Annotated in this window: 25 protein-coding genes; 3 read left to right on the top strand and 22 right to left on the bottom strand. The window is 38.6% G+C overall.

All coding sequences use genetic code 11. From position 1 onward, the window contains the following. The first annotated feature begins 209 nt into the window (after positions 1-209). Entirely contained in the window at positions 210-1,067 is an 858-nt protein-coding gene (locus MHH87_RS17820) for a YitT family protein (RefSeq protein WP_340751049.1), read from the top strand. A gap of 534 nt (positions 1,068-1,601) precedes the next feature. Here the strand turns inward: MHH87_RS17820 and MHH87_RS17825 are convergent. From MHH87_RS17825 to rpsF, 8 genes are all read right to left on the bottom strand, one after another. Further along, complete coding sequence (locus MHH87_RS17825; protein ID WP_340750789.1) at positions 1,602-2,888, bottom strand: adenylosuccinate synthase; 1,287 nt, start codon at positions 2,886-2,888, stop codon at positions 1,602-1,604. A gap of 149 nt (positions 2,889-3,037) precedes the next feature. After that, complete coding sequence (dnaB, locus tag MHH87_RS17830) at positions 3,038-4,399, bottom strand: replicative DNA helicase (RefSeq protein ID WP_340750791.1); 1,362 nt, start codon at positions 4,397-4,399, stop codon at positions 3,038-3,040. Between the two features lie 12 nt (positions 4,400-4,411). Beyond that, positions 4,412-4,858, bottom strand: a complete 447-nt coding sequence (gene rplI, locus MHH87_RS17835) for a 50S ribosomal protein L9 (protein WP_340750793.1) — start codon at positions 4,856-4,858, stop codon at positions 4,412-4,414. Further along, the gene (locus MHH87_RS17840) at positions 4,855-6,828 is read right to left on the bottom strand and encodes a DHH family phosphoesterase (protein ID WP_340750795.1); all 1,974 of its coding nucleotides are present in this window, start codon (positions 6,826-6,828) and stop codon (positions 4,855-4,857) included. The genes rplI and MHH87_RS17840 overlap by 4 nt, the downstream gene beginning before the upstream one ends. A 13-nt stretch (positions 6,829-6,841) precedes the next feature. Then, a complete protein-coding gene (locus MHH87_RS17845; protein ID WP_340750797.1) occupies positions 6,842-7,783 on the bottom strand; it encodes a YybS family protein in 942 nt (313 codons plus the stop codon). Between the two features lie 235 nt (positions 7,784-8,018). Beyond that, positions 8,019-8,258 (bottom strand): 30S ribosomal protein S18, encoded by a 240-nt coding sequence (gene rpsR, locus MHH87_RS17850; protein ID WP_188227411.1) that lies wholly within the window; start codon positions 8,256-8,258, stop codon positions 8,019-8,021. Between the two features lie 41 nt (positions 8,259-8,299). Beyond that, positions 8,300-8,875, bottom strand: coding sequence for a single-stranded DNA-binding protein (ssb, locus tag MHH87_RS17855; RefSeq protein WP_340750799.1), 576 nt, complete (start codon positions 8,873-8,875; stop codon positions 8,300-8,302). A gap of 37 nt (positions 8,876-8,912) precedes the next feature. Beyond that, on the bottom strand, positions 8,913-9,203 hold the full coding sequence (gene rpsF / locus MHH87_RS17860; RefSeq protein ID WP_340750800.1) for a 30S ribosomal protein S6: 291 nt from the start codon (positions 9,201-9,203) through the stop codon (positions 8,913-8,915). A 174-nt stretch (positions 9,204-9,377) separates the two neighbouring features. On the opposite strand from rpsF, the gene MHH87_RS17865 reads away from it, so the two are divergent. After that, the gene (locus MHH87_RS17865) at positions 9,378-9,923 is read left to right on the top strand and encodes a DUF3267 domain-containing protein (protein WP_340750802.1); all 546 of its coding nucleotides are present in this window, start codon (positions 9,378-9,380) and stop codon (positions 9,921-9,923) included. A gap of 210 nt (positions 9,924-10,133) precedes the next feature. On the opposite strand, the gene ychF is transcribed toward MHH87_RS17865, so the two are convergent. The 3 genes from ychF to MHH87_RS17880 form a co-directional block, all read right to left on the bottom strand. Further along, on the bottom strand, positions 10,134-11,234 hold the full coding sequence (gene ychF, locus MHH87_RS17870) for a redox-regulated ATPase YchF (protein ID WP_340750805.1): 1,101 nt from the start codon (positions 11,232-11,234) through the stop codon (positions 10,134-10,136). A 95-nt stretch (positions 11,235-11,329) separates the two neighbouring features. Continuing rightward, on the bottom strand, positions 11,330-11,530 hold the full coding sequence (locus MHH87_RS17875) for a DUF951 domain-containing protein (RefSeq protein ID WP_340750807.1): 201 nt from the start codon (positions 11,528-11,530) through the stop codon (positions 11,330-11,332). Next, positions 11,530-12,444 carry a mechanosensitive ion channel family protein gene (locus MHH87_RS17880; protein ID WP_340750809.1) on the bottom strand — a complete coding sequence of 305 codons (915 nt, stop codon included), beginning with the start codon at positions 12,442-12,444 and terminating at the stop codon, positions 11,530-11,532. The genes MHH87_RS17875 and MHH87_RS17880 overlap by 1 nt, the downstream gene beginning before the upstream one ends. Positions 12,445-12,558: 114 nt before the next feature. On the opposite strand from MHH87_RS17880, the gene yyaC reads away from it, so the two are divergent. Then, positions 12,559-13,191 carry a spore protease YyaC gene (gene yyaC / locus MHH87_RS17885; protein WP_340750811.1) on the top strand — a complete coding sequence of 211 codons (633 nt, stop codon included), beginning with the start codon at positions 12,559-12,561 and terminating at the stop codon, positions 13,189-13,191. Here yyaC and MHH87_RS17890 read toward each other — a convergent pair. The 11 genes from MHH87_RS17890 to rpmH all read right to left on the bottom strand — a co-directional run bounded on the left by MHH87_RS17890 (position 13,108) and on the right by rpmH (position 24,036). Further along, the gene (locus tag MHH87_RS17890; protein ID WP_340750813.1) at positions 13,108-13,815 is read right to left on the bottom strand and encodes a DUF554 domain-containing protein; all 708 of its coding nucleotides are present in this window, start codon (positions 13,813-13,815) and stop codon (positions 13,108-13,110) included. The genes yyaC and MHH87_RS17890 overlap by 84 nt on opposite strands. A 66-nt stretch (positions 13,816-13,881) precedes the next feature. Beyond that, on the bottom strand, positions 13,882-14,727 hold the full coding sequence (locus MHH87_RS17895; protein ID WP_340750815.1) for a ParB/RepB/Spo0J family partition protein: 846 nt from the start codon (positions 14,725-14,727) through the stop codon (positions 13,882-13,884). Further along, on the bottom strand, positions 14,720-15,481 hold the full coding sequence (locus MHH87_RS17900; RefSeq protein WP_340751052.1) for a ParA family protein: 762 nt from the start codon (positions 15,479-15,481) through the stop codon (positions 14,720-14,722). Before MHH87_RS17900 ends, MHH87_RS17895 begins: the two co-directional genes overlap by 8 nt. 305 nt (positions 15,482-15,786) lie before the next feature. Continuing rightward, positions 15,787-16,671, bottom strand: a complete 885-nt coding sequence (gene noc / locus MHH87_RS17905; protein WP_340750817.1) for a nucleoid occlusion protein — start codon at positions 16,669-16,671, stop codon at positions 15,787-15,789. A 178-nt stretch (positions 16,672-16,849) separates the two neighbouring features. Continuing rightward, entirely contained in the window at positions 16,850-17,566 is a 717-nt protein-coding gene (gene rsmG, locus MHH87_RS17910) for a 16S rRNA (guanine(527)-N(7))-methyltransferase RsmG (RefSeq protein ID WP_340750819.1), read from the bottom strand. 61 nt (positions 17,567-17,627) lie between these two features. Next, positions 17,628-19,523 (bottom strand): tRNA uridine-5-carboxymethylaminomethyl(34) synthesis enzyme MnmG, encoded by a 1,896-nt coding sequence (gene mnmG / locus MHH87_RS17915; RefSeq protein WP_340750821.1) that lies wholly within the window; start codon positions 19,521-19,523, stop codon positions 17,628-17,630. A 342-nt stretch (positions 19,524-19,865) separates the two neighbouring features. Continuing rightward, positions 19,866-21,251 carry a tRNA uridine-5-carboxymethylaminomethyl(34) synthesis GTPase MnmE gene (gene mnmE / locus MHH87_RS17920; protein ID WP_340750823.1) on the bottom strand — a complete coding sequence of 462 codons (1,386 nt, stop codon included), beginning with the start codon at positions 21,249-21,251 and terminating at the stop codon, positions 19,866-19,868. Between the two features lie 528 nt (positions 21,252-21,779). Continuing rightward, a complete protein-coding gene (gene jag, locus MHH87_RS17925; protein WP_340750825.1) occupies positions 21,780-22,562 on the bottom strand; it encodes an RNA-binding cell elongation regulator Jag/EloR in 783 nt (260 codons plus the stop codon). After that, positions 22,559-23,329, bottom strand: coding sequence for a membrane protein insertase YidC (yidC, locus tag MHH87_RS17930; protein WP_340750828.1), 771 nt, complete (start codon positions 23,327-23,329; stop codon positions 22,559-22,561). The genes jag and yidC overlap by 4 nt, the downstream gene beginning before the upstream one ends. 131 nt (positions 23,330-23,460) lie before the next feature. Next, the gene (gene rnpA / locus MHH87_RS17935; RefSeq protein ID WP_340750830.1) at positions 23,461-23,805 is read right to left on the bottom strand and encodes a ribonuclease P protein component; all 345 of its coding nucleotides are present in this window, start codon (positions 23,803-23,805) and stop codon (positions 23,461-23,463) included. Between the two features lie 96 nt (positions 23,806-23,901). Further along, a complete protein-coding gene (gene rpmH / locus MHH87_RS17940) occupies positions 23,902-24,036 on the bottom strand; it encodes a 50S ribosomal protein L34 (protein ID WP_077590837.1) in 135 nt (44 codons plus the stop codon). Positions 24,037-24,590: the final 554 nt, after the last annotated feature.

The raw sequence follows: 24,590 nt of genomic DNA on the forward strand, positions 1-24,590 counted from the left end.
ACATCCGACTTAATGCAGTACGAGTATGATTAAGGGTGTAGCATTTATTTTTATATTCAAATAACAAGAGTTCTTTACTATTTTATTTTTATTTACTTATTACTTTTTACTTTAAAGCTATTTCGTTAAAATAAGAGCTAGAGAACAACACAAAGTGATTGGAGAGATTTTTATTGAGTGACCATTCAAAGACATCACAACCACATGTGATGCAAAAACCTTTATTGACTGGTAAATTTTTTATACGTATTATTTTAGTTATAATAGGTGCTCTTATCTTCGCTGTCGGACTTGAGTTATTTTTAGTCCCTAACCAAGTAATGGATGGTGGTATAGTTGGTATTTCTATTATGGCTTCCCACATATTAGGTGTACCTTCCGGGGTATTTATCTTCACCATCAACCTTCCCTTCCTATACCTTGGATACAAACAAATTGGTAAAACCTTTGCAATTACTACTGCTGTTGGAATTACCGTACTTTCAGTTGCAACCATCTACTTACATCAACTAGAACCTTTTACCACTGATGTACTACTAGCGACTGTATTTGGTGGTATTATTTTAGGTGTCGGTGTAGGTATTGTTATCCGTTTTGGGGGATCACTAGACGGGACTGAAATTTTAGCTATCCTATTTACGAAAAGGCTTCCTTTCTCAGTAGGTGAGATCATTATGTACGTCAACTTACTGATTTTCACAGCAGCTGGTTTCGTCTTTACATGGGAACAAGCAATGTATTCGGTTATTGCCTACTATATTGCCGCTAAAATGATTGACATTGTAGTTGAAGGATTAAACGAATCTAAATCTGTTCACATTATTAGTGATCATGCTGATATTATTGGTCAGGCAATCATTGACCGCTTAGGACGTGGTGTTACATACTTAAATGGCCAAGGCGCTTACACAGGTGATGATAAAAAAGTTATCTTCACTGTAGTAACCCGTATCGAAGAAGCAAAATTAAAGAGCATTGTGCAAGAACTTGATCCGAACGCCTTTATGTCTATTAGCAATGCTGCGGAAGTTAGTGGCGGACGCTTTAAGAAAAAAGATATTCACTAATAGTAGTTCTATCCCGCCAGCATGCATCAGCGTGCTACGGGATTTTTTTTAGTTGGAGTAGCGAGGCTATTTTGAAATTAATGCATTCCATTCTAAAACATAACGTGCAATTGATTTAGGCCGAAACTACATACTATCTATACACTTACAAGTTACCTTTTCAATATTCTTATATTTCACTTACTACATTAAATTTGGCTGCAGCTCCAACATCGATAAAATTAGAAAAACCCCTAAAGGTTGATCCCTTAGGAGTTGCATTTTCATTATTCCCAAATATCATTTACGACGTCCGCTCTCTCCGTTCGCGTTTGCAGCTGACGCTTCGCTTTCGCTGCAGAACAAACGTCGGGTAAAATCAATACTTCTAACGGATTACCCTTTAGGAGTTAAGATTTCATTATTCCCATATATCGTTTACGACGTCCGCTCTCTCCGTTCGCGTTTGCAGCTGACGCTTCGCTTTCACTGCAGAACAAACGTCGGGTAAAATCAATACTTCTAACGGATTACCCTTTAGGAGTTAAGATTTCATTATTCCCATATATCGTTTACGACGTTTGTTTGCTCCCGAGCTGGACCTACTGAGAACGTCATTAGGTTAATGCCTGTAAGCTCTAGTACCCGTTCGATGTATTTACGTGCATTCTCAGGTAATTCCTCTAACGTACGGACATTTGTTACATCCTCTGACCACCCTGGAAGCTCTTCGTACACAGGTTTACACTGTTCAATAATGTGTAAGTTCGCTGGATATTCTGTAATGATTTCACCGTTATAGTCGTAAGCTGTACAAATTTTTACTGTCTCTAAACCTGATAAAACATCGATTGAGTTTAAAGCTAAATCCGTAATTCCTGATACACGGCGAGAGTGACGTACGACAACTGCGTCAAACCATCCAACACGGCGGGGACGACCTGTTGTGGTACCGTATTCACGTCCCACTTCGCGGATTTGATGTCCAATTTCATCGTGTAATTCACTTGGGAACGGACCATCACCTACGCGAGACGTATACGCTTTACATACACCAACTACACGAGATATAACATTTGGACCTACACCAGCGCCGATTGCCACGCCACCTGCTACTGGATTTGATGATGTAACGAATGGGTATGTTCCTTGGTCCACGTCTAGCATAATACCTTGTGCACCTTCAAATAGCACTTTACCTCCTTCATCGATTACATCATTTAAAATTTTCGATGTATCTGTTACATAATGGGCAATTTCTTGACCATATGCATAATATTCTTCAAAAATGTCCTCGAAGTTTAGGCCTTCCACTTCATAAAATTTCGTAAATAAACGGTTTTTCAGTTCTAAGTTTGTTCGTAATTTTTGTTCAAAAATATCTTTATCTAAAAGATCTGCCATCCGAATACCAATACGACCTACTTTATCTTGGTAACATGGGCCAATCCCTTTTGCTGTTGTGCCTATTTTTTGATTGCCACGGCTTGCTTCGTCTACGATGTCTTGGTGGATATGATAAGGAAGAATAACGTGAGCACGATTTGAAATACGTAAGTTAGATGTCTCAATACCGCGAGCCTGTAATCCTTTTAATTCAGTAACAAGTGATTTCGGGTTAACAACTAAACCATTTCCCATAACTGATATTTTTTCTTTATAAAATATACCCGATGGAATTAAGTGTAACTTATACGTTTCATCACCAATTTTAATCGTGTGACCTGCATTATCTCCGCCAGCAAAGCGTGCAATTGCATCTGCTTTTTTTGAAAGGAAGTCCGTAATTTTACCTTTACCTTCATCTCCCCATTGCGTTCCAACTACAACAACTGATGTCATACTGAGCACCTCCGAAAGACGCTTCTCGCGTCCTTGTTATCAAGCAAGAAACATTGTAACAATTCATACTATATTACGTCAACAAAAAACAAATAAAAAACACGAACATTTATTAGCTAACGCTAATTACATGTTCGTGTTCCAGGAAATCAGTCCCTTGGTGGCGGTGCTTCATATTGTGACCAGTCCACATTGAGAAATTTATTAAATTCTTTACGGAAAGCAAGTGTTACGGTACCTGTTGGACCATTACGCTGTTTGGCAATAATAATTTCAATCATATTCTTACTTTCGGATTCTTTATCGTAATAATCATCACGGTATAAGAAGGCAACGATATCCGCATCTTGCTCAATTGATCCCGACTCACGTAAATCACTCATCATCGGACGTTTATCCTGACGTTGTTCTACACCACGTGATAACTGAGATAACGCAATGACGGGAACTTTTAATTCACGCGCTAATCCTTTAAGGGAACGCGAAATTTCAGATACTTCCTGTTGGCGATTTTCCCCAGGCTTCCCACTACCTTGGATTAACTGCAAGTAATCGATCAAAATCATGCCAAGCCCATGCTCTTTTTCGAGACGACGACATTTTGCACGAATTTCGTTAATACGAATACCTGGTGTATCATCAATGAAAATACCCGAGTTTGATAAGCTCCCCATAGCCATCGTTAGCTTACCCCAGTCGTCTGTCGTTAGGGCACCTGTACGTAACACCTGTGCGTCAATATTACCTTCCGCACAAAGCATACGCATAACAAGTTGGTCTGCCCCCATCTCTAGTGAGAAAATTGCTACGTTTTCACGCGCCTGTACGGCCACACTTTGCGCGACGTTTAGCGCAAAGGCTGTTTTCCCTACTGAAGGACGAGCTGCTACGATAATTAAATCATTGCGCTGGAAACCCGCAGTTATATGATCTAAATCACGGAAGCCGGTCGGAATACCGGTAACATCACCCTCCCGTGATTGGAGCTGCTCAATTTTATCAAATGTTTGTACAAGTACATCTTTTACGTGCTTAAAATCCCCCGCATTTTTACGGTTGGAAACTTCTAGCATCTTTTTTTCGGCTTCAGATAACAAAGCCTCTACTTCATCTTCACGAGTATAGCCATCTTCTGCAATTTTTGTTGCAACACGAATAAGTCGACGAAGAAGTGCTTTTTCTTCTACAATTTTTGCATAATGTGCAATGTTGGCAGCTGTCGGTACAGCGCTCGCAAGCTCCGTTAAATACGATAGCCCGCCCACATCCTCAAGCTCTTTTTTAACCGATAGTTCTTCTGTTACTGTGACAACATCTATCGCTTTCCCTTGATCGCTTAATGTGAGCATCGTTTGGAAAATTTTCTGATGTGCTGTCCGGTAAAAATCTTCCGCGATTAAAATTTCTGATGCCGTGATAAGCGCTTGTGGTTCAAGGAATATGGCACCGATAACCGATTGCTCAGCTTCATAGTTATGCGGCGGAACGCGGTCCATCATGGATTCGTTCATAGTGTTCGCTCCTTATTCTTCTGTAACCTGTACTTTAAGTATTGCCTTTACTTCAGGATGTAGTTTTACCGGAACATTAGTGAAGCCTAAAGAGCGGATGCCCTCGTTACATTCCATTTTACGTTTATCAACTTTAAAGCCGTGTTTCTTTTGTAGCGCGTCTGCGATTTGTTTTGTTGAAACAGACCCAAAAAGACGGCCACCTTCACCAGATTTTGCTTTTAATTCAACTGTTAATGCTTCCAGCTGCGCTTTTAAATCTTTTGCGGCTTGAAGTTCAGCAGCAGCATTTTTTTCTTCTAATTTCTTTTGACCCTCTAATTGACTCATTGCTTGGTTACTCGCTTCTACCGCAAAACCATTTTTAATTAAAAAGTTTTGCGCGTAACCGTCCGCCACATTTTTAATTTCACCTTTTTTACCTTTACCTTTAACATCTTTTAAAAATACTACTTTCATTGTTCCGAACTCCCCTCTACTATTTCTGTAATTGCTGTTGTTAAGTATTGTTTAACCTCATCAATGGAGTTAGCCTCCATTTGAGTTGCAGCATTCGTTAAATGGCCGCCCCCGCCGAGTTTTTCCATGACGAGCTGAACGTTAATATCGCCAAGCGAGCGCGCACTAATGCCAATTAACCCGTCCGCACGATGCGCAATAACAAATGCCGCTGATACATCCTTCATTGTCAATAAAATATCCGCTGTTTGTGCAATAAGTACTGAATCGTACACGCGATTGTCTTCACCACTTGCAATAGCAATACCCGGACGTACAAATTTAACCGTTTGAACGATTTTTGATCGCGCAATATACGTATCCACGTCTTCTTTTAATAGGCGCTGGACTAAAATCGTATCAGCACCATGTGTTCGTAGATACGACGCAGCTTCAAACGTACGCGCCCCTGTACGAAGTGTAAAACTCTTCGTGTCCACGATAATACCAGATAATAAAGCAGTTGCTTCTAGCATCGCCATCTTCTCTGTTTTTGGTTGGTATTCTAACAGCTCCGTGACAAGCTCAGCTGTTGATGAGGCGTACGGTTCCATATAAACAAGTGTCGGATTGACGATAAACTCTTCGCCGCGGCGATGGTGATCAATCACAACAACCTTTTCTACTCTACTCAGCAAACGCTCATCTATAACTAGGCTCGGCTTATGTGTATCCACAATGACTAAAAGCGATTTAGCTGTCATTTTTGAAAATGCTTCCTCTGGTGAAATAAAACGATTATAAAAATCAGAGCGTGCTTCAATTTCATCCATCAGCCGGCTAACACTACCATTCAATTCATCGAAATTAATTACAACGAAGCCTTCTATTTTATTCATTTCAGCCATTTTACGCACGCCAACAGAAGCACCGATTGAATCCATATCCGGGTATTTATGACCCATGACAAATACGCGGTCACTATCTTGAATTAAGTCACGCAGTGCATGAGAGATGACACGAGCACGTACACGTGTCCGCTTCTCTACCGGATTCGTTTTCCCTCCGTAAAATCGCAGTTTCCCGTTTGGTTGTTTAATTGCTACCTGGTCCCCGCCCCGCCCTAACACAAGGTCTAAACTTGACTGCGCAAGCTCACCTAGCTCTACAAGTGACGGCGAGTCTGCACCTACACCAATACTCAACGTCAGCGATAAATTTTTTTGGATTGTCTTTTCACGAATATCATCTAAAATGGAGAACTTCTTTTTCTCAAGCTCCGCTAAAATAGATTCATTTAATACAGCTATAAAACGGTCTGATGAAATACGCTTCGCAAAAATCCCGTACTTTGCTGCCCAGTCATTAATAATCGAAGTCACCATCGTATTCGTCAAACTACGCGTCTGATCATCCATAGCTGATGTTAACTCATCATAGTTATCAATAAATAAAATGGCAAGAACAGTGCGGTCTGCGTAATACTGCGTTTCAATTTCTAATTGCTCTGTTACATCGAAGAAATAGAGTAGCTGTTCACTTTGTTTGTAATACACGCGATATTTTCGATCCCGAATAGTCACTGTAATCTCACGCTTCTCTTCCGGCTTTGTTAAGCTGTAAAGCCCTTCCGATAAAACGAACATATCCTGACCAATTAATGTTTCTGTATCAAGTATTTGGAGCATAAACGGATTGGCCCATTCAATGATATATTGACCATTAATGAGTAAAATTCCGATTGGCATTTCTAAAAAGGCTTCTTCCCCTACTTTTTTCATACGGAAAGATAGTGTTTCAATATGCTTCTCTGTTTCTATATACGTATTTTTTTCAATTTTCCATGCATATGCAATTGCCACTAAATCAATCATTACGTACGCGATACCAATCCAGACGTTCCAAATCATTAAGAAGGCAGCTGGGACTATACCTAAAATGGATAGAACTAAAAGTGGATAACGAATTGGTCGTTTACGAAAAATACCCATTTTCATCAGCTCCTCATTTTTGAATCTTGCCTTTGATAAATTCACGCACATTAAAGCCTAAATCAATAATGCCCAGTAAAATTACAAACGAATAGAGCGGAATTGCGAGTAATGTCCCGAGTACTTTGATAAACTTTGGCAGGCCGTATTCATCGACAGTAAAATGAATGAATGATACCCCTTGGACCGTCAAAAGTACCCATAACACAAGTGACACGTTTAATGTTATGACATAGGACGTCGAGCCCACTTCTGGATGAACGAATAAATTAATACACAAAACTATAAGGTAATACCACAATACTGCACGAGGCAGGCGTAAATTTTTAAATGTCGAAAATTTTGGAACTTCAATACCTAAACGTTTAAGCATTGGTAAGTTTAACGCGATAAGTAGGAAAGTCAGTGCAAATATCGCTACGGTAATAGATGCTGGCAGAGCCATTTCCATCATACTAAACATTTGTTCTAAATTTTCTTCTGAAATAGGCGTTTGCCCCGTTATATTTTCAGAAAACTCAATGGATTTCTCATAACTTTCACGCATTAACTTCATTGAATCTTGAATAAAATCAAATTCAAATAAACGTAATGAGATTAAGTACTGCACAGCAAATGTAAATAATAGCGTTAAACTAGAAGATATAAATAAATAAACTTTACTCTTTTTCAGGCGAAGTGCATCACCAATCGCAACACCAACTGCTGAAAAAATTAGCGAAAACGGTAAAATCAATAAACCGCCAATGAAAAATGTAATAAAAATTGCTATAGCTGCCACAAAAATAGATGAACTACGATTATAGGTTGCGCTATACCACGCTATCGGTAATAGTGCAAACACAGTAGCTATAATGCTAATAAAAGGTACATAAAAGGCAACTGCAATTAATACCGTAAATAGCGCAATCATCATCGCACCATGTGCTAGCCTTTTTGTTTGATTATTTGGCATGGAGAACCTTCCTTTTTCTAATTAAAAAAACTTTTCTCACTCATCTATTGTACCATCTTTCAAAGCGCAAACAAAATAACGACAAAGAGAATGTATGTGAATTTGACAAGTCATTGACCGTCCACATTGTTTGCTTACAGGCTTTTTGGACAATAAAAAAACCGATAAAATCTACGAGAGATTTCATCGGATTTTCAATTGTTTGATTGGTTCTGAATAACCAATTCATTCAATCTTATTTGTCTTCAGCTACGAATGGAAGTAATGCCATAATACGTGAAACTTTAATTGCAGATGTAAGTTTACGTTGGTATTTAGCGCTTGTTCCAGTTACGCGACGTGGAAGAATTTTTCCGCGCTCAGAGATGAATTTCTTTAAAAGATCTACATCTTTGTAGTCGATGTGCGTAATGTTGTTCGAAGTGAAGTAGCAAACTTTACGGCGTTTGCGGCCTCCGCGACGTGGTGCCATTATCGGTGTCCTCCTTTAATTTTTATTTAGTAGATGTCTCATTCTTAAAACGGTAAATCGTCTTCAGAAACTTCGATTGGTCCTTTGCTATTAGCAAATGGATCTTCATCTACACGTGTATAATTTTGCTGATTCTGAGGTGGTTGATTTTGTTGATATGAACCATACGAATCTTGTGCAGGAGCACCGCCACCAAATTGTTGGTTAGGTTGACTATTATATGCCGGTTGCCCGCCACCATAATTTTGTTGTCCACCATACTGTTGATTTGACGTTGGTTGCGATGTGTTACTTGCGGTACCACGCGATTCTAAGAATTGCACAGCATCAGCAATGACATCTGTCGTGTAAACACGCTTCCCATCTTGTCCTTCATAGCTTCCTGTTTGAATACGGCCTTCCACTCCAATCAAACTTCCCTTTTTCATGAAGTTCGCTAAGTTTTCAGCTTGTTTTCTCCAAGCAATACAACCGATGAAGTCAGCTTCGCGTTCACCTTGTTGATTCGAAAAAGTTCGGTTTACAGCAATTGTAAATCGAGCCATTGGAACCCCACTTGGTGTATAACGAAGTTCTGGATCCTTCGTAAGTCTTCCGACTAAAACGACACGGTTAATCATCAATAAACAACCTCCTTTTCAGCATTTTGGTTAAAAATTATTTTACTTCTTGACGAACAGCGATGTGACGGATAATGTCTTCGCTGATGTTAGCTAAACGAGTGTATTCATTGATAGCTTCTGTTTCAGCGTTTACTTTCACGATTTGGTAGAAACCTTCGCGGAAGTCGTTGATTTCGTAAGCTAAGCGGCGTTTGCCCCACTCTTTTGCTTCGATGATCTCAGCACCGTTTGAAGTTAAGATTTCGTTGAAACGCTCTACTAAAGCTTTCTTCGCTTCATCTTCAATGTTCGGGCGGATGATGTACATTAATTCATACTTTCTCATCTTTATTTTGCACCTCCTTATGGACTTGGGCTCTCCGAATTTTCGGGAGCAAGGAGTAAGTAACTTTTATTACTCACATCAATGAATTGTAACACAGTCAAAAATTCCGCGCAACTATGTAGCTAGCAATTCACTAGATTACCTGGCTATAATCTAAACAAAGGAGGTTTGATAATGGAACAACCTACTGTTATTGAACTAGATATGCAAAAACTAGCAAAACAAAATGTGTGGGCAACTTTTATTTGTACAGCCGTGCTAATTTTCTTAAATGTATTAATTCAAGGGCAGTTTTCTGCCGCCTTTCATCTAATTCATCTTGTTTATTTTGCCCTTTTTTACATGGTACTAATCGTGCTACACGAGGCATTTCATTTAATTGGTTTTATGCTCTTTGGACGCGTAAAATATCGCGACCTTGATTACGGCGTTAATTTTAAGCTTGGCGTTGCCTATGCAACGACCTCAAAACCTTTGCAAAATGCAGCAATGAAAAAAGCATTGCTCCTTCCGTTTTGGACAACCGGTATGGTGCCGGTACTGTGCGGGCTCTATTTTGATAACTACTTACTACTAACCGTGGGCGCATTTCTGATAGCTGGTGCAATCGGTGATTTTACGATGTATCGCAAACTAAGAGCCTTCCCAAACGATGCACTCGTGAAAGATGATCCACAACAACCACGCCTTTATGTCTACTCTGATGTTCATTCATTATAACTCAACGCAAAGAAATACACAAACACTTGTTCGTATATTATTAGAAAGACACAACTCGCCCAAAATAGGGCGAGTTGATGTCGTTACTAATATGAACAGGAAGGTTATACTTTCTTATCCACTAAAAAAACGAGGAAATCACAATAGATTCCCTCATTTGTTTCTTCATTATTAATCTTTATCTAGCTTCGCGCATTAGCCGCTCAGCTTTTATACGTTAAAACGGAATAACATAATGTCACCGTCTTGTACGATGTATTCTTTACCTTCTAAACGTACTTTACCCGCTTCTTTTGCTGCTGCTTGAGAGCCAGCTACTACTAAATCATCAAATGCCACTGTTTCTGCACGGATGAAGCCGCGTTCAAAGTCTGTGTGGATTACGCCTGCACATTGTGGCGCTTTCATGCCTTTACGGAATGTCCAAGCGCGTACTTCTTGTACACCTGCAGTAAAGTAAGTAGCTAGTCCAAGTAGATCATAAGAAGCGCGAATTAATTGGTCTAAACCAGACTCTTTAATCCCTAGTTCTTCTAAGAACATTGCCTTTTCTTCGTCATCTAACTCTGAAATTTCTTCTTCAATTTTTGCACAAATTGTAATAACTTGTGCGCCTTCAGCTGCTGCAAATTTACGCACCATTTTTACGTATTCATTATCGTCCGCTTCTGCTACTTCATCTTCTGATACGTTTGCCACATACAGCATTGGTTTGATTGTTAATAAGTGAAGACCTTTGACCACTTTCATTTCATCTTCTGTTAGTTCTGCCGCGCGAGCAGGTTTTTCAGCTTCTAATGTTTCTTTAATTTTAAGGAGGATTGGCTCTTCAATCATCGCTTCTTTATCTTTTTGTTTTGCCATTTTTGCAACACGTTGAATACGTTTCTCTACTGATTCCATGTCCGCTAAAATAAGCTCTAAATTGATAACTTCGATGTCATCGATTGGGTCGATTGTACCGGCTACGTGTGTAATGTTTTCATCTACGAAACAACGTACTACTTGGCAAATCGCATCTACTTCACGGATGTGCGCAAGGAATTTATTCCCTAACCCTTCACCTTTTGAAGCGCCTTTTACAATGCCCGCAATATCAGTAAACTCGAAAGCTGTTGGAACAGTTTTCTTCGGAACGACCAATTCTGTTAACTTTTGTAAACGAGCATCCGGAACTTCTACGATTCCTACGTTTGGATCGATTGTTGCGAATGGGTAGTTGGCAGCAAGCGCACCTGCTTTTGTAATTGCGTTAAATAATGTTGATTTACCGACATTTGGTAAACCTACAATACCAGCTGTTAATGCCATAATTGACACAACCTTTCTATTTTCAGTTCATATTTTCTAAATTAAATAACCTTGTCTATTATATTGATAACTTTGACAAAAGTCTATTTTACGATTTAAGCCTCTGTAGCCTTCACTAATACCTTCTTCATTTTCTTTTCAAATTCACGACGTGGGATCATGACGCTATGCCCGCAGCCTTCACATTTAATACGAATGTCTGCACCCAGACGAATGATTTTCCATGCATTTGTGCCGCACGGATGTTGTTTTTTCATTTCTACAACATCATTCAATGCAAATTGCTTTGCTTCCATTACTCTTCGCCTCCTTGATTTCGATCGTAGAACATCATTTTTGGATAAGCTAACGGAATCCCATTTTTCGCTAAAATATCAATTACATCACGGCGAATAATACGCGAAATTCCAAGTTGTTGCAGTGGTAATGTTTCTACAGTAATACGAATGGTTGCTTCCGTACCCGTTGTATTGGCCACACCTAAAAACTTTGGTGCGCCAACAAGCTCACTATACTTCTCAGGTAATGTTTCTAAATAATTTTGAATAATCTTTTCTACCTTTTCGATATCTGCATCTAAAGAAACTTGCATATCAACCATTATTTTTGAGTTATTAATCGAGTAGTTAATAACATCCGTAATTAAACCATTTGGAATAATAAACTGTTCTCCTGTATTCCCTTTAATCTTCGTCGTACGGAGGCCAATTTCCAAAACTGTGCCTTCAGCTGTATTTAACTTAATATAATCCCCTACACCAAACTGGTCCTCAAAAATAATGAAGAAACCTGTGATGACATCTTTCACTAAACTTTGCGCACCAAAACCGATTGCTAATCCGGCGATTCCAGCACCCGCAAGTAAACCTGCAATTTCAATATTAAGCACAGATAAAACCGCCATAATGGCCGAGAAATAAACTAAGTATGACAATACACTTTGTAGTAATTTTAAAATCGTTTTGTGACGGCGTTCTGAATAATTTAAAGGAGAATGCGTACGTAGTGAAAAGACATTGGCAATAATCTTTTTCCCTACAATAACAACAAGCCAAGAAAGGACGAGTATAGCAATAATCTTAATGGTCGCAACCATGATGAAATCCCATAATTCTTCACTCGTTATAAAATCCCAAAACTTTTGAGTAAAACGCGCTAACCCTTTTAAATCCGTTGTCCCTAAATCTAACTCTAATTGTTCTGTTTCCATTTTTTCCACCTCTTGTATAACAGTCTTACATTTTGAATATACTGCATAAATATATCGCATTTTGTAATTTTTCTCGAGCATTCCACTAAATAAACAGAAAGTGAGTCATAATTTATGCCAAAAAAAAATCGATTTCCGTCAACATCTAATGTTCACTATGATAAAACCGGTGCTGTCTGGCAATTAAGTGAATACTTTTTAGAAGTTATTCCATTTGATGCTGAACAACTTGTTTTCTGCTGCATTGGCACAGACCGCTCTACTGGCGATGCACTAGGGCCACTAATTGGCAGTCAGTTAAAAGGAGACTTTGCTTTTCCGTTCCGTATTATCGGCACACTTGAAACGCCGCTTCATGCGCTGAACATAACTGAGATTTATGAACAGCTCCAGCTCGAAGAAGTAAAACCGTTCATTGTAGCAATTGATGCTTGTCTTGGTGAAGAAGAAACAATTGGTACCATCCTTGTTCAACAAGGTCCATTATTTCCTGGTCGCGCTGTAAAAAAACAACTACCCCCAATCGGTGACATTTCAGTAAAAGGAATTGTCAACGTTGGAGGCTTTATGGAAACACTTGTCCTGCAAAACACACGGCTACATTTAACCTATTCTATGAGCGATAAAATTACCCGTGCACTACTACTTTCTTGGCAACGACATTTATTGAAAGGGAAACATAATTCCAATAACTACGGCTACAACTACAATTCCAGGCAGAAGATTGGCTACGCGGATTTTCGTTAGGCCAGCAATATTCAATCCGATTGCCATAATCATCACTCCACCTGTTGCTGTCATCTCTTGGATGAATAAGTTTAGTGCAGCTTGTGGTACATATGAACTAATAACACCCGCTAAAAGAGCTATTACGCCCTGGTAGATGAATACAGGAATAGCTGATAATAACACGCCTATCCCTAATGTCGACGCTAAAATAATCGATGTAAAACCATCAATAATGCCTTTTGTAATAAGTACATTATGGTCATTACGCAGTCCGCTATCTAATGCACCTATGACTGCCATTGAGCCAATGACAAAAATAAGTGAAGCCGTTACAAATCCTTCTGCGATTTTCCCCTCACTTGCTTTTGCGCCAAACAGTGACTCGACCCACCTACCAAACCGATTAAATTGTTTATCTAAATCGAGCCACTCACCTACAACAGCACCTACTACAAGACTCACAATAACAATAATAAAATTATTACTCTCAAAGCCCATTTGTATACCCAGCACAGCAACCGCAAGACCAATAATGGTTAGCACGGTTTGTTTCATCGTCTCTGGCATATTTTTAAAAAATCGGCCAACGAGCGCGCCAATAATAATAAAGAACGCATTTAATAAAGAACCTAATAAAACCATTCCCATGCCTCATTCCTATGTAGAAAAAATAGAGCACCTACTACTATGCTAATAGGCGCTCATATATTATTCTGGCTCTAGCTGCAAAATTTCTAAAATACGTTGTAGATCATCTTCGGAGTAAAACTCGATTTCAATTTTCCCTTTATTTTTAGCCTTTTTAATTTGAACTTGGGTTCCGAAGTATTCGCGTAGCTGCGCTTCTGTTGCTTGTACAAATACATCTTTATTAACAGGCTTTGTTTCATGTGAAACATCGTCGTTAAATGATTGAACAAGCGCCTCAAGCTGGCGAACATTTAATTGCTCATTCATTACCTTTTCCGCTACTTCAGGAATTCGCTTTTTGTTTTTTAGTCCTAGCAATGTTCGACCATGTCCCATTGACAGCAACCCTTGATTTACTTTTTCAATAATATCCTCAGGTAATTGAAGTAACCGAATATGATTGGCAATATGTGGGCGACTTTTACCTAAACGCTTCGCTAATTCTTCCTGTGTGAAGTTTAGCTGATGAATTAAGCTGTTATACGCTTCGGCCTCTTCAATTGGAGTTAAATCTTCACGTTGCAAATTTTCTAAAATGGCTAGCTCCATCATTTGCTGCTCATTTAACTCTTTAATAATTGCAGGGATTTCAGTCATACCAGCAAGCTTCGATGCGCGGTAGCGGCGTTCGCCAACAACGATTTCAAATTTTTTCCCCTTTTTGCGTACGACAATCGGTTGAATAATGCCATGCTCCTTAATTGACTGCGCTAATTCTTCTATCGCCTCTGCTTGAAAGATTTTACGTGGTTGAAAAGGATTCATAACAAGTTTACTTAAATCAATTTGCTCAATGGTCTCTTCGTTATGTACCATTTCTTCAGGAAACAGAGCGCCAATCCCTTTACCTAATCCTTTAACCATTTTTAATCACTTCCCTTGCTAACTCTAAATAAAGTTCTGCACCACGTGACTTCGCATCATAAATAATAATTGGCTCCCCGTGACTTGGTGCTTCACTAAGCCGTACATTGCGTGGAATAATCGATTTATATACTTTATCTCGGAAGTATTTTTTCACTTCCTCGATAACTTGAATTCCTAAATTTGTCCGCGCGTCAAGCATTGTTAATAATACGCCGTCGATTGTCAAAGTCTTATTTAAATGCTTTTGCACAAGACGAACTGTTGAAAGAAGTTGACTTAGCCCTTCTAATGCGTAATATTCACACTGTACAGGAATAATAATCGCATCCGAAGCAGTTAATGCATTAATCGTTAATAATCCTAAAGAGGGCGGGCAATCAATAATAATATAATCAAATTTCCCTTTTACTTCTTTTAATGCATTTTTCAAACGTACTTCACGTGAAACGGTGGAGACAAGTTCAATTTCTGCACCGGCTAAAGAAATTGTTGCTGGAATAATATACAGATTTTCAACCTTTGTTTGTTGAATGACATTTTTGACATCCTCATCATCAATTAACACATCATAAATACAGCTCTCTAGATCACCTTTTTTTACGCCAATACCACTTGATGCATTTCCTTGTGGGTCAATATCGATAAGCAACACTCGTTTCCCTAGATACGCTAGACAAGCGCTCAAGTTTACTGATGTTGTTGTCTTCCCTACGCCACCTTTTTGATTGGCGATTGCAATAATTCTTCCCAAATGTGCACCTGCTTTCATCACTTCGATTCGTTTCAAACAGCTGATTCTCGTAATTTATGTTTCACGTATTCCAAACTAGATTATAAACAGAAAATTTACTAATTAATTACCATTCTAACAAAAATTCGTTGAAAGCGATGCATGAATATTCTTAAATTAGATGAATATTTATTAGAAAGCTAAATTTATCTCCAAAATTTGGCAAGATGATGTCCTTTATTTAGTGTATAAGAAAGTAATAATTTCTTATACACTAAAAAATCCCCTGCGCTAAAGTTCTGCAACAGGAGAAATGCTTGATTAAATTATTTTTTCTTCGGGATTTTCACAGTGATTTGGTAGTACTCTTCTGTGTCTTCCTCTTCTGTTTTTAGTTGAATGCCACTTCTTGTCACCATCGATAACGATTGCTTGATCGTATTGAGTGCAATACGTACATCTTTGCTAATTGCTTTACGCCTCGGCTTGTCTTTTTTCTCTGGCTCTTGCTCTGGCTGTAATAATACTTGGATTTGCTGTTCTAATTGGCGTACATTCCAGTCAAATTCTTTTGTCGCCGCAACCAATTGCATTTGTAACTGCTCGTCTTTAATCGCAATTAACGCTCGCGCATGACGTTCAGAAATTTCACGCTGTAAAATGGCTTCTTGCACAAATTGAGGTAACTTTAGTAAACGTAGCTTATTAGCCACAGTCGACTGCCCTTTTCCTAAGCGCTGAGCTAATGCCTCTTGTGTAAGTGAATGCAGCTCAAGTAATTGCTGATACGCGAGTGCTTCTTCAATTGCTGTTAATTCTTCACGCTGAAGATTTTCAATTAGTGCAATTGAAGCCGTCTCTTTATCATTTAAATCGCGTACAATTGCAGGTACTTCGGTCCATTGTAATTTTTTCATTGCACGGTATCGACGTTCACCCGCAATAATTTCATAGCTTCCCGTGCCATCATGCGTTGGACGTATAACAATTGGCTGGATTACACCATGTGTATGAATCGTTCTTGATAATTCCTCGATTTTTTCGTCATCAAAAACAGTACGCGGCTGGTAACGGTTAGGAACAATTTTTACAATAGGAATTTTAACTACTTCTTCTGAAGCCATATTAACCTCTACAACTTCGACTTCACTTTTCACTTCTGGCTCTACTTTAGCTCCGCCTCCGAAAAAACGTGAAAAAGGACTTTTCATCCGAGTGGCACCACCTTTAAGAAACTATCTTGCTCATTATAAATATTATTTAGTATTCAGTAAGAAATGTACATAGTCTATTGAATGTTAATATCTTTAAAAATAACATAAATCTAAATATGTGTGTGCCAAACTAAAAAATTATTTCCTTTTGGCGATGTTTCACATGAAACAATTACTACTGAATTGGTGTTTTATTTGGCAAACCCGGCTTGCGTGGGTATTTTTTAGGTGTTGCTTTTATTTTATCAAATACGTAGAGTGAACGCTCACTTTCCTCTACCGGTAAATGAAAGGCAAACTCTTCTTTCAATGATGCACCTAGAGTTGCAATAGCTTTTTTCGCGTCTTTTAATTCTTCTGAACCTGCTGCTGCTTTAAGCGCTACAAAATAACCACCTTGTTTAGCAAGAGGTAGGCATAGCTCCGAAAGTACTGACAGACGGGCTACTGCACGTGCTGTTACAACATCAAATTGTTCGCGGTATTTACTATTTTGACCAAAATCCTCTGCGCGGGAGTGAACGAATGATACATTCTCTAATCCTAGCTCCTCGCTTAAGTGATTTAAAAATGTAATACGCTTATTTAATGAATCCACAATTGTAATGTGTAAGTGTGGGAAACAAATTTTAATTGGTAAGCTTGGGAAGCCCGCACCTGCTCCAACATCACATACAGTTGTTACTTGTGTGAAATCAAAATAAAATGACGCGCTAATCGAATCATAGAAGTGCTTTAAGTATACTCCTTCTAAATCAGTAATTGCAGTTAAATTCATTTTTTCATTCCACTCAACTAATAACTCAAAATATTTATTAAACTGTGCAATTTGAGTATCTGTTAACTCAATTCCTTTTTCTTTTAACGCTTCGATAAATTGTTGTTCGTTCATTTTGAAATCTCCTTGTATTAAAAATGAACGAGCGCCCGAAAAGGACGCCCATTGTTATTTATTAATTTTTATTTACACGTGCAATTTTTCCTTGCTCTATATATACAAGTAAAATTGAAATATCTGCTGGGTTTACACCAGAAATACGTGAAGCTTGCGCAATCGATAATGGACGTACATCATTTAGCTTCATGCGCGCTTCTGTTGCGATCCCCGAAATGGCATCATAATCAATGTTTTCTGGGATTTTCTTATCTTCCATTTTACGTAGTTTTTCAACTTGCTGTAAGGCCTTTTGAATATAACCTTCGTATTTTAATTGGATTTCAATTTGCTCTTTTACTTCTTCTGACAATTCGATTTCAGATGGTATTAGTGACGCGACTAAGTCATAATGCATTTCTGTACGTTTTAGTAAATCCGCACCGCGAATGCCGTCTTTTAGCTCTGTTCCACCAACTGAACGAATAAGCGCTTGTGTTGTTTCATTTGGTTTGATAATCGTTTCACGCAGACGTGCAATTTCATTGTCAATTTGCTCTTTTTTCGTTAAAAATTTTGCATAGCGCTCTTCTGAAATCATACCCGCTTTGTAGCCGATTTCTGTTAAGCGTAAGTCCGCATTATCATGACGAAGAAGCAGGCGGTATTCCGCACGAGACGTTAACAGGCGGTACGGTTCATTTGTTCCCTTTGTTACTAAGTCATCGATTAATACACCCATATAACCTTCAGAACGGCTTAAAATGATTTCATCGCGTCCTAATACTTTAGCTGCAGCGTTCATGCCGGCAAGTAACCCTTGGCCCGCTGCTTCCTCATAACCAGATGTCCCATTTATTTGACCCGCTGTGTACATACCTTTAATTTTTTTCGTTTCTAATGTTGGCCATAGCTGCGTTGGTACGATTGAATCATACTCAATGGCGTATCCAGCACGCATCATTTCCGCATTCTCTAAACCAGGAACGGATGCCAGCATTTGCTTTTGGACATGCTCAGGTAAGCTTGTTGACAAGCCTTGTACGTATACTTCGCGCGTATTACGTCCTTCTGGCTCTAAGAAAATTTGGTGACGTGGTTTGTCATTGAAACGTACTACCTTATCTTCAATTGATGGGCAGTAACGTGGACCTGTTCCTTTAATCATCCCTGAATACATCGGTGATAAGTGCAGGTTATCCTCAATAATTTTGTGTGTTTTTTCGCTTGTATATGTTAACCAACATGGTAGCTGATCCGTTATAAATTCGGTTGTTTCAAAGCTGAATGCTCGTGGTACTTCATCACCTGGTTGAATTTCTGTTTTTGAGTAATCAATTGTACGGTTATTCACACGAGGTGGTGTTCCCGTTTTAAAACGTACTAAATCAAAACCAAGTTCTTTTAAGTTATCCGCTAATTTAATTGACGGTTGCTGATTATTTGGACCACTTGAATATTTTAGACCGCCAAGAATAATTTCTCCACGCAGGAATGTACCTGTCGTAATAATAACCGCTTTAGCAAAATACTTTGCGCCTACTTGCGTAATCACGCCGCGCACTTCACCATCTTCAATAATTAATTCATCTACCATTGCTTGATGCATTTGAAGATTCGGCTCTTCTTCTAATAAACATTTCATTGCGTGTTGGTATTCGAATTTATCTGCTTGTGCACGTAATGCGCGTACAGCTGGCCCTTTACCTGTGTTTAACATACGCATTTGGATATGTGTTTTATCAATAATCTTCCCCATAGCGCCACCAAGTGCGTCGATTTCACGAACGACGATCCCTTTAGCTGGCCCCCCTACTGAAGGATTACATGGCATAAATGCCACCATATCTAAGTTAATTGTAAGCATGAGTGTTTTTGCACCCATTTTTGCTGCGGCATATGCTGCTTCAACGCCAGCATGTCCTGCGCCGACGACGATGACATCGAATGTGCCTGCCTCATATTGTGTTGACATGCTCCTCTTCCTTTCTTTTTTTAAGTTATTATAAATTTTAATATTGTTTTTTTACGCGATTTGTCTCAATCGGATAAATTGAGGTACAACTTATTTGAGATTAAGCGACATTGGCACTTATTTAAGGATAAGTTGTATCTTAAATTTGCCTTTTTTAAAATCTTTCAAAAAAAAAATTGCATTTCAAAAAAGCCTTTTTACTAAAACTCGTCTTATAAATTTGGCTGCATTTCAAAAAATTAGTCTACGTTGATGGCATCCTTGCGACTACGTTTAACAGATCAACATTGATAAAACCACAACGTCCTGTAGCGCAGTAAAAATCTTTAATTTTGACTCTGCCTATTTCCCTAAACAAAACTGCGAGAATAACTGATTAATTAAGCTCTCCTGCACAGTATCACCAATTATTTCACCAAGTAATTCCCATGTACGAGTGACATCAATTTGCACCATATCAACGGGTACACCAGCTTCTGCTGCTTGCAGTGCATCTTCAATTGTTGCATGTGCCTGATGTAATAATGCAATATGACGTGCATTTGATACATACGTCAGATCACCTGCTTCAATTTGACCTTCAAAGAATAGGTTCGCAATCGCTTCTTCAAGCTCCATTACGCCTTCTTCTTTTAGTAGCGATGTTGTAACAACACGACGATTTCCAGCAAGCTGCTGAACGCGCGCTAGATCTATTTTTTGTTCAATATCTGTTTTATTCACAACGACGATATAGTCCATCTTCTCGATTGTTTCGAATAGACGCTCATCCTCAACAGATAATTCTTCTCCGTAATTTAATACGAGTAAAATTAAATCTGCATCTTTTAAAGCTTCGCGTGAACGTTCTACACCAATACGCTCAACAATATCTTCTGTTTCACGAATTCCCGCTGTATCTACTAAACGTAATGGAACGCCTCGCACGTTTACGTATTCTTCTATAATATCACGAGTTGTACCGGCAATATCCGTTACAATTGCTTTATTTTCATGTACTAAACTGTTAAGTAATGAAGATTTGCCCACGTTTGGACGACCTAAAATAACTGTAGATAGCCCTTCACGCAAAATTTTCCCTTGTGATGACGTTTGCAGAAGTTTAATTATCTCCTCACGTACCCATGTACATTTTTCAAGTAATACAGGAACAGTCATTTCTTCCACATCGTCATATTCTGGGTAATCAATATTTACTTCGACTTGAGCTAATGTTTCAAGTAACGCTTGACGTAGTGAGCCGATTAAACGTGATAGCTTCCCGTCCATTTGCCCAAGTGCGACATTCATAGCGCGGTCTGTTTTCGCACGGATTAAATCCATGACAGCTTCTGCTTGTGATAAATCTATTCGGCCATTAAGGAAAGCACGTTTCGTAAATTCACCTGGCTCCGCTAGACGTGCACCTGAACGTAATACTAATTGTAATACCCGGTTCACTGACACTAAACCACCATGACAGTTGATCTCGATAACATCTTCACGTGTGAATGTTTTCGGACCACGCATGAATGATAACATTACTTCCTCTACTATTTCTTCTGTTTTTGGGTCCACTAAATGCCCGTAATGGATTGTATGTGTTGGCACCTCTGTTAAACGTTTGCCATTTGGCGACTTAAATATTTTATCTGCAATGGCCACTGCCTCATCCCCACTTAAACGAACGATGGCAATAGCTCCTTCTCCCATTGGTGTGGATATCGCAGCAATTGTATCAAATTCCATGTGTACCCTCCTAATTCAGTATTATCCACATGTGTATAACTCTTTACCGAACTGTGTTCACTAACAATTTAGACTACCATATTTTCAACAAAATCTAAAGCAATGCAGTTCGCGCTGACACTGCATATTTTTATTAAAGAAATCCCTTTTATTAGAAAAACACAACTCGCCTATAATGAGGGCACTGAAAAAGTTGATTTCTACTGAAACTACTAATAGGTATTTGCTAAATAGTGATAGGTAATTGGTGCTCTGGCACTCGCTTTCCGCGGGAGTCTCGCACCGCCGCACCAATGCTTTTTCGAATAAAATAAAGCAGAAGCATAAAAATACTATTAAAAAAACTGTTTCGGGGTTTTTCAATGCCTTTCCTAAAATAGGGGAGTCGATGTTCTTCCTTATACGGATGGGAAAGTAACGCGTTCTTATCCACAAATAAAAAGAAAACGACCTATTCCTTTAGCGGATAGGTCGTTAACATATAAAGTTATTCAATTGTTCGTATGACCATTTCCTTACTTAGCTCGCCTATTTTACTGGCTCAATCACTAAATAACGATTAGGTTCTACACCTTCTGAATACGTTTCGATATCTAAACGATTCGCTAAGGCGTTATGAATAATTTTTCGTTCGTAGGATGCCATTGCTTCAAAAGCTACTTTTTTACGTGAACGAATTGCTTTATCTGCCATACGCTCTGCTAACTGCTCCAGGGCAACTTGGCGACGCTCACGATAGTCTTCTACATCCAGCTTCACAAGCATGAAGGACTTTGCACTCTTATTCAGAACAAGTTGTGTTAATTGCTGAAGCGCATTTAATGTCTGCCCACGTTTCCCAATAAGTAACGCTGCTTTTTCACTTTCAAGTCTAAATGAAATGTATTTGCCTTCATTTTTTTGTTCAATGTGTAAATCTGTAATGCCCATTTCCGTCGCAATGCTTGTTAAATAAGCTTTTGCAGCTTCAACTGGATCTTCTTGCTGTTCTTCTTGGTGAATTGGTTGATCTTCATTTGCATGAACTGGCTCTTCCCCGAAAGATTCATCGACTTCAAGAGCTGCTACAGCACCTTTCTCAGATGGCTGCTCCGCTTCTTGGGCGATTATTACTTCTTCATTCACTTCTGGTTGAACACTTTCTTTTACAGTTACTCGCACTTTAGCAGGACGAGAACCAAAACCTAAAAATCCTTTTTTACCTTCTTGTAAAACTTCAACATCTACTTGCTCACGGGTATGGCCAAGATTTTGTAACGCTAATGAGATCGCTTCTTTAACTGTTGCGCCTATTTGCGTAGTTTGTTTCACTTTTTCGCTCCTCCTGTAGTAGTAGCTTCTGTTTTGTTTTTATTCCAAGGTTTGTAAATAGCAAGGTTTTGAATTACTGATATGATATTTCCGACAACCCAATATAATGAAAGTGCGGCTGGTAATACGATACCGAAACCAATGATCATGAAGGGCATAATGTACATCATGATTTTCATTTGTGGATTATCAACTGCTGGACCTGTACGTAATACGACAAACTGGATTAAACCAGCTAATACAGCTAATACAATACTCGGTTCAGCTAATGGGAATACTAAAAATGTACCTAAATCAAAAGCAGAAGTATTGTTCATACGGCTGATTGCATGGTAGAAGCCAATTAAAATCGGCATTTGAACCAAAACAGGTAAACATCCAGCTAATGGATTTACGCCTGATGAAGACATTAAGGCCATCATCTCTTGTTGATACTTCTGCTGTGTTACTGCATCTTTAGAGCTGTATTTTGCTTGTAGCTCTTTCATTTGGGGCTGAACTTCTTGCATTTTTTTTGAGCTTTTAATTTGCTTAATCGTTAAAGGTAAAATACATAAACGGATAATAATCGTTACCACGATAATACCAAATGCATACGTACCTAAAAGCTCTGCGAAATATTTGATGACTGATACTAACGGCCAAACAATGAACTCATTCCAAAAGCCTTCACTTTCAGATGAAATTGGCTGATCAAATTCTGTACACCCAGACAGCAGCAGCACTACTGATACTAGTGACAAAATAATCCAAAGTCTTTTCTTCAACCTTCTTCCTCCTAGAGCAACTATTCAGTTTTATTATGAAAATAGTTTACCATGTGTAGACGCCTACACTCTAGTAAATATTTCGGTTTTTCGCCTTCTTACACATCGAATTTGCTATTTCAAGACAGTTTTTACTTCTTCTTCAAAACTTTTGCAATTTTTAAGACATGTTCTAAACTTTTTTTCGTTTCATGAAAATCTAATTTGGCCGCCTGATTTCTGGCGATAATAACATAGTCCATATCTGGTCTTACTTCATCTTTTAACTCCAGAAAGACTTGGCGAAGATAACGCTTCACTTGAACTCGCGTTACAGCATTGCCGACTTTCTTACTCACTGATAAGCCAATGCGAAACTCCAATTGTTGATCTTTTTTCATACAATACACAACAAATTGGCGATTCGCAAAAGACTTACCTTTCTTAAACACCTTTTGAAAATCTTCATTCTTTTTAATACGTTGGCGTTTATTCATGATCCATTCACCTGCTCCATCTAATCATTGGTACCTCTTTTTCCGCTCTTAACGAAAATTAAAGAAAAAAAAGACCACTGATGTGGCTCAGTGGACTTATGCTGATAATACTTTTCTTCCTTTACGACGACGAGCAGCTAATACGCGACGGCCGTTTTTTGTGCTCATGCGAGCGCGGAATCCGTGTACTTTACTGTGTTTACGTTTTTTAGGTTGGTACGTACGTTTCATTTATATTACACCTCCTGAATTCGAGTGTTCTTATATCTATTACTACATACAGACCTGCATATTATATATAGAAAACAGCTAATTTGTCAACGCATAAAATTAAATTCTGTATTTCTACTGTTTTTTCTGCTCTCTAAACCTTCTCTCAAGTTATCCACACTCTTTGAATAATCCCCGGAAATAATATGTGGACAAACTTTTCTCACAAAAAAATATCCACAAGTGTTATCTACAACTTTTTCACAAACTAAGAGGCTGTGGACAACTCGAGCGTGGATAACAAATTATATTGTGGATAAGTCACTTTAAGTATTGAAATAACTGATTTTATTTGTTACGATAAATGTGTTTTCCCCTGTGGAATTCTTTTTCGGGAAATATATTATCCACAGTTGTTAATAATCTGTGGATAAACTTTTACGTGGTCACTGGATATAATTTATCCACAAGCTGTGGTTATGTGTATGGTATACTAATTCCTTCAGTAAAAATAGATTAAACGCATTATTTTTCGTTAACCATATAGAGATTCATCAATGAAAGGAAGAAAACGC

The sequence above is a fragment of the Solibacillus sp. FSL H8-0538 genome (assembly GCF_038003525.1).
Taxonomy (GTDB): Bacteria; Bacillota; Bacilli; order Bacillales_A; family Planococcaceae; genus JBBOPI01.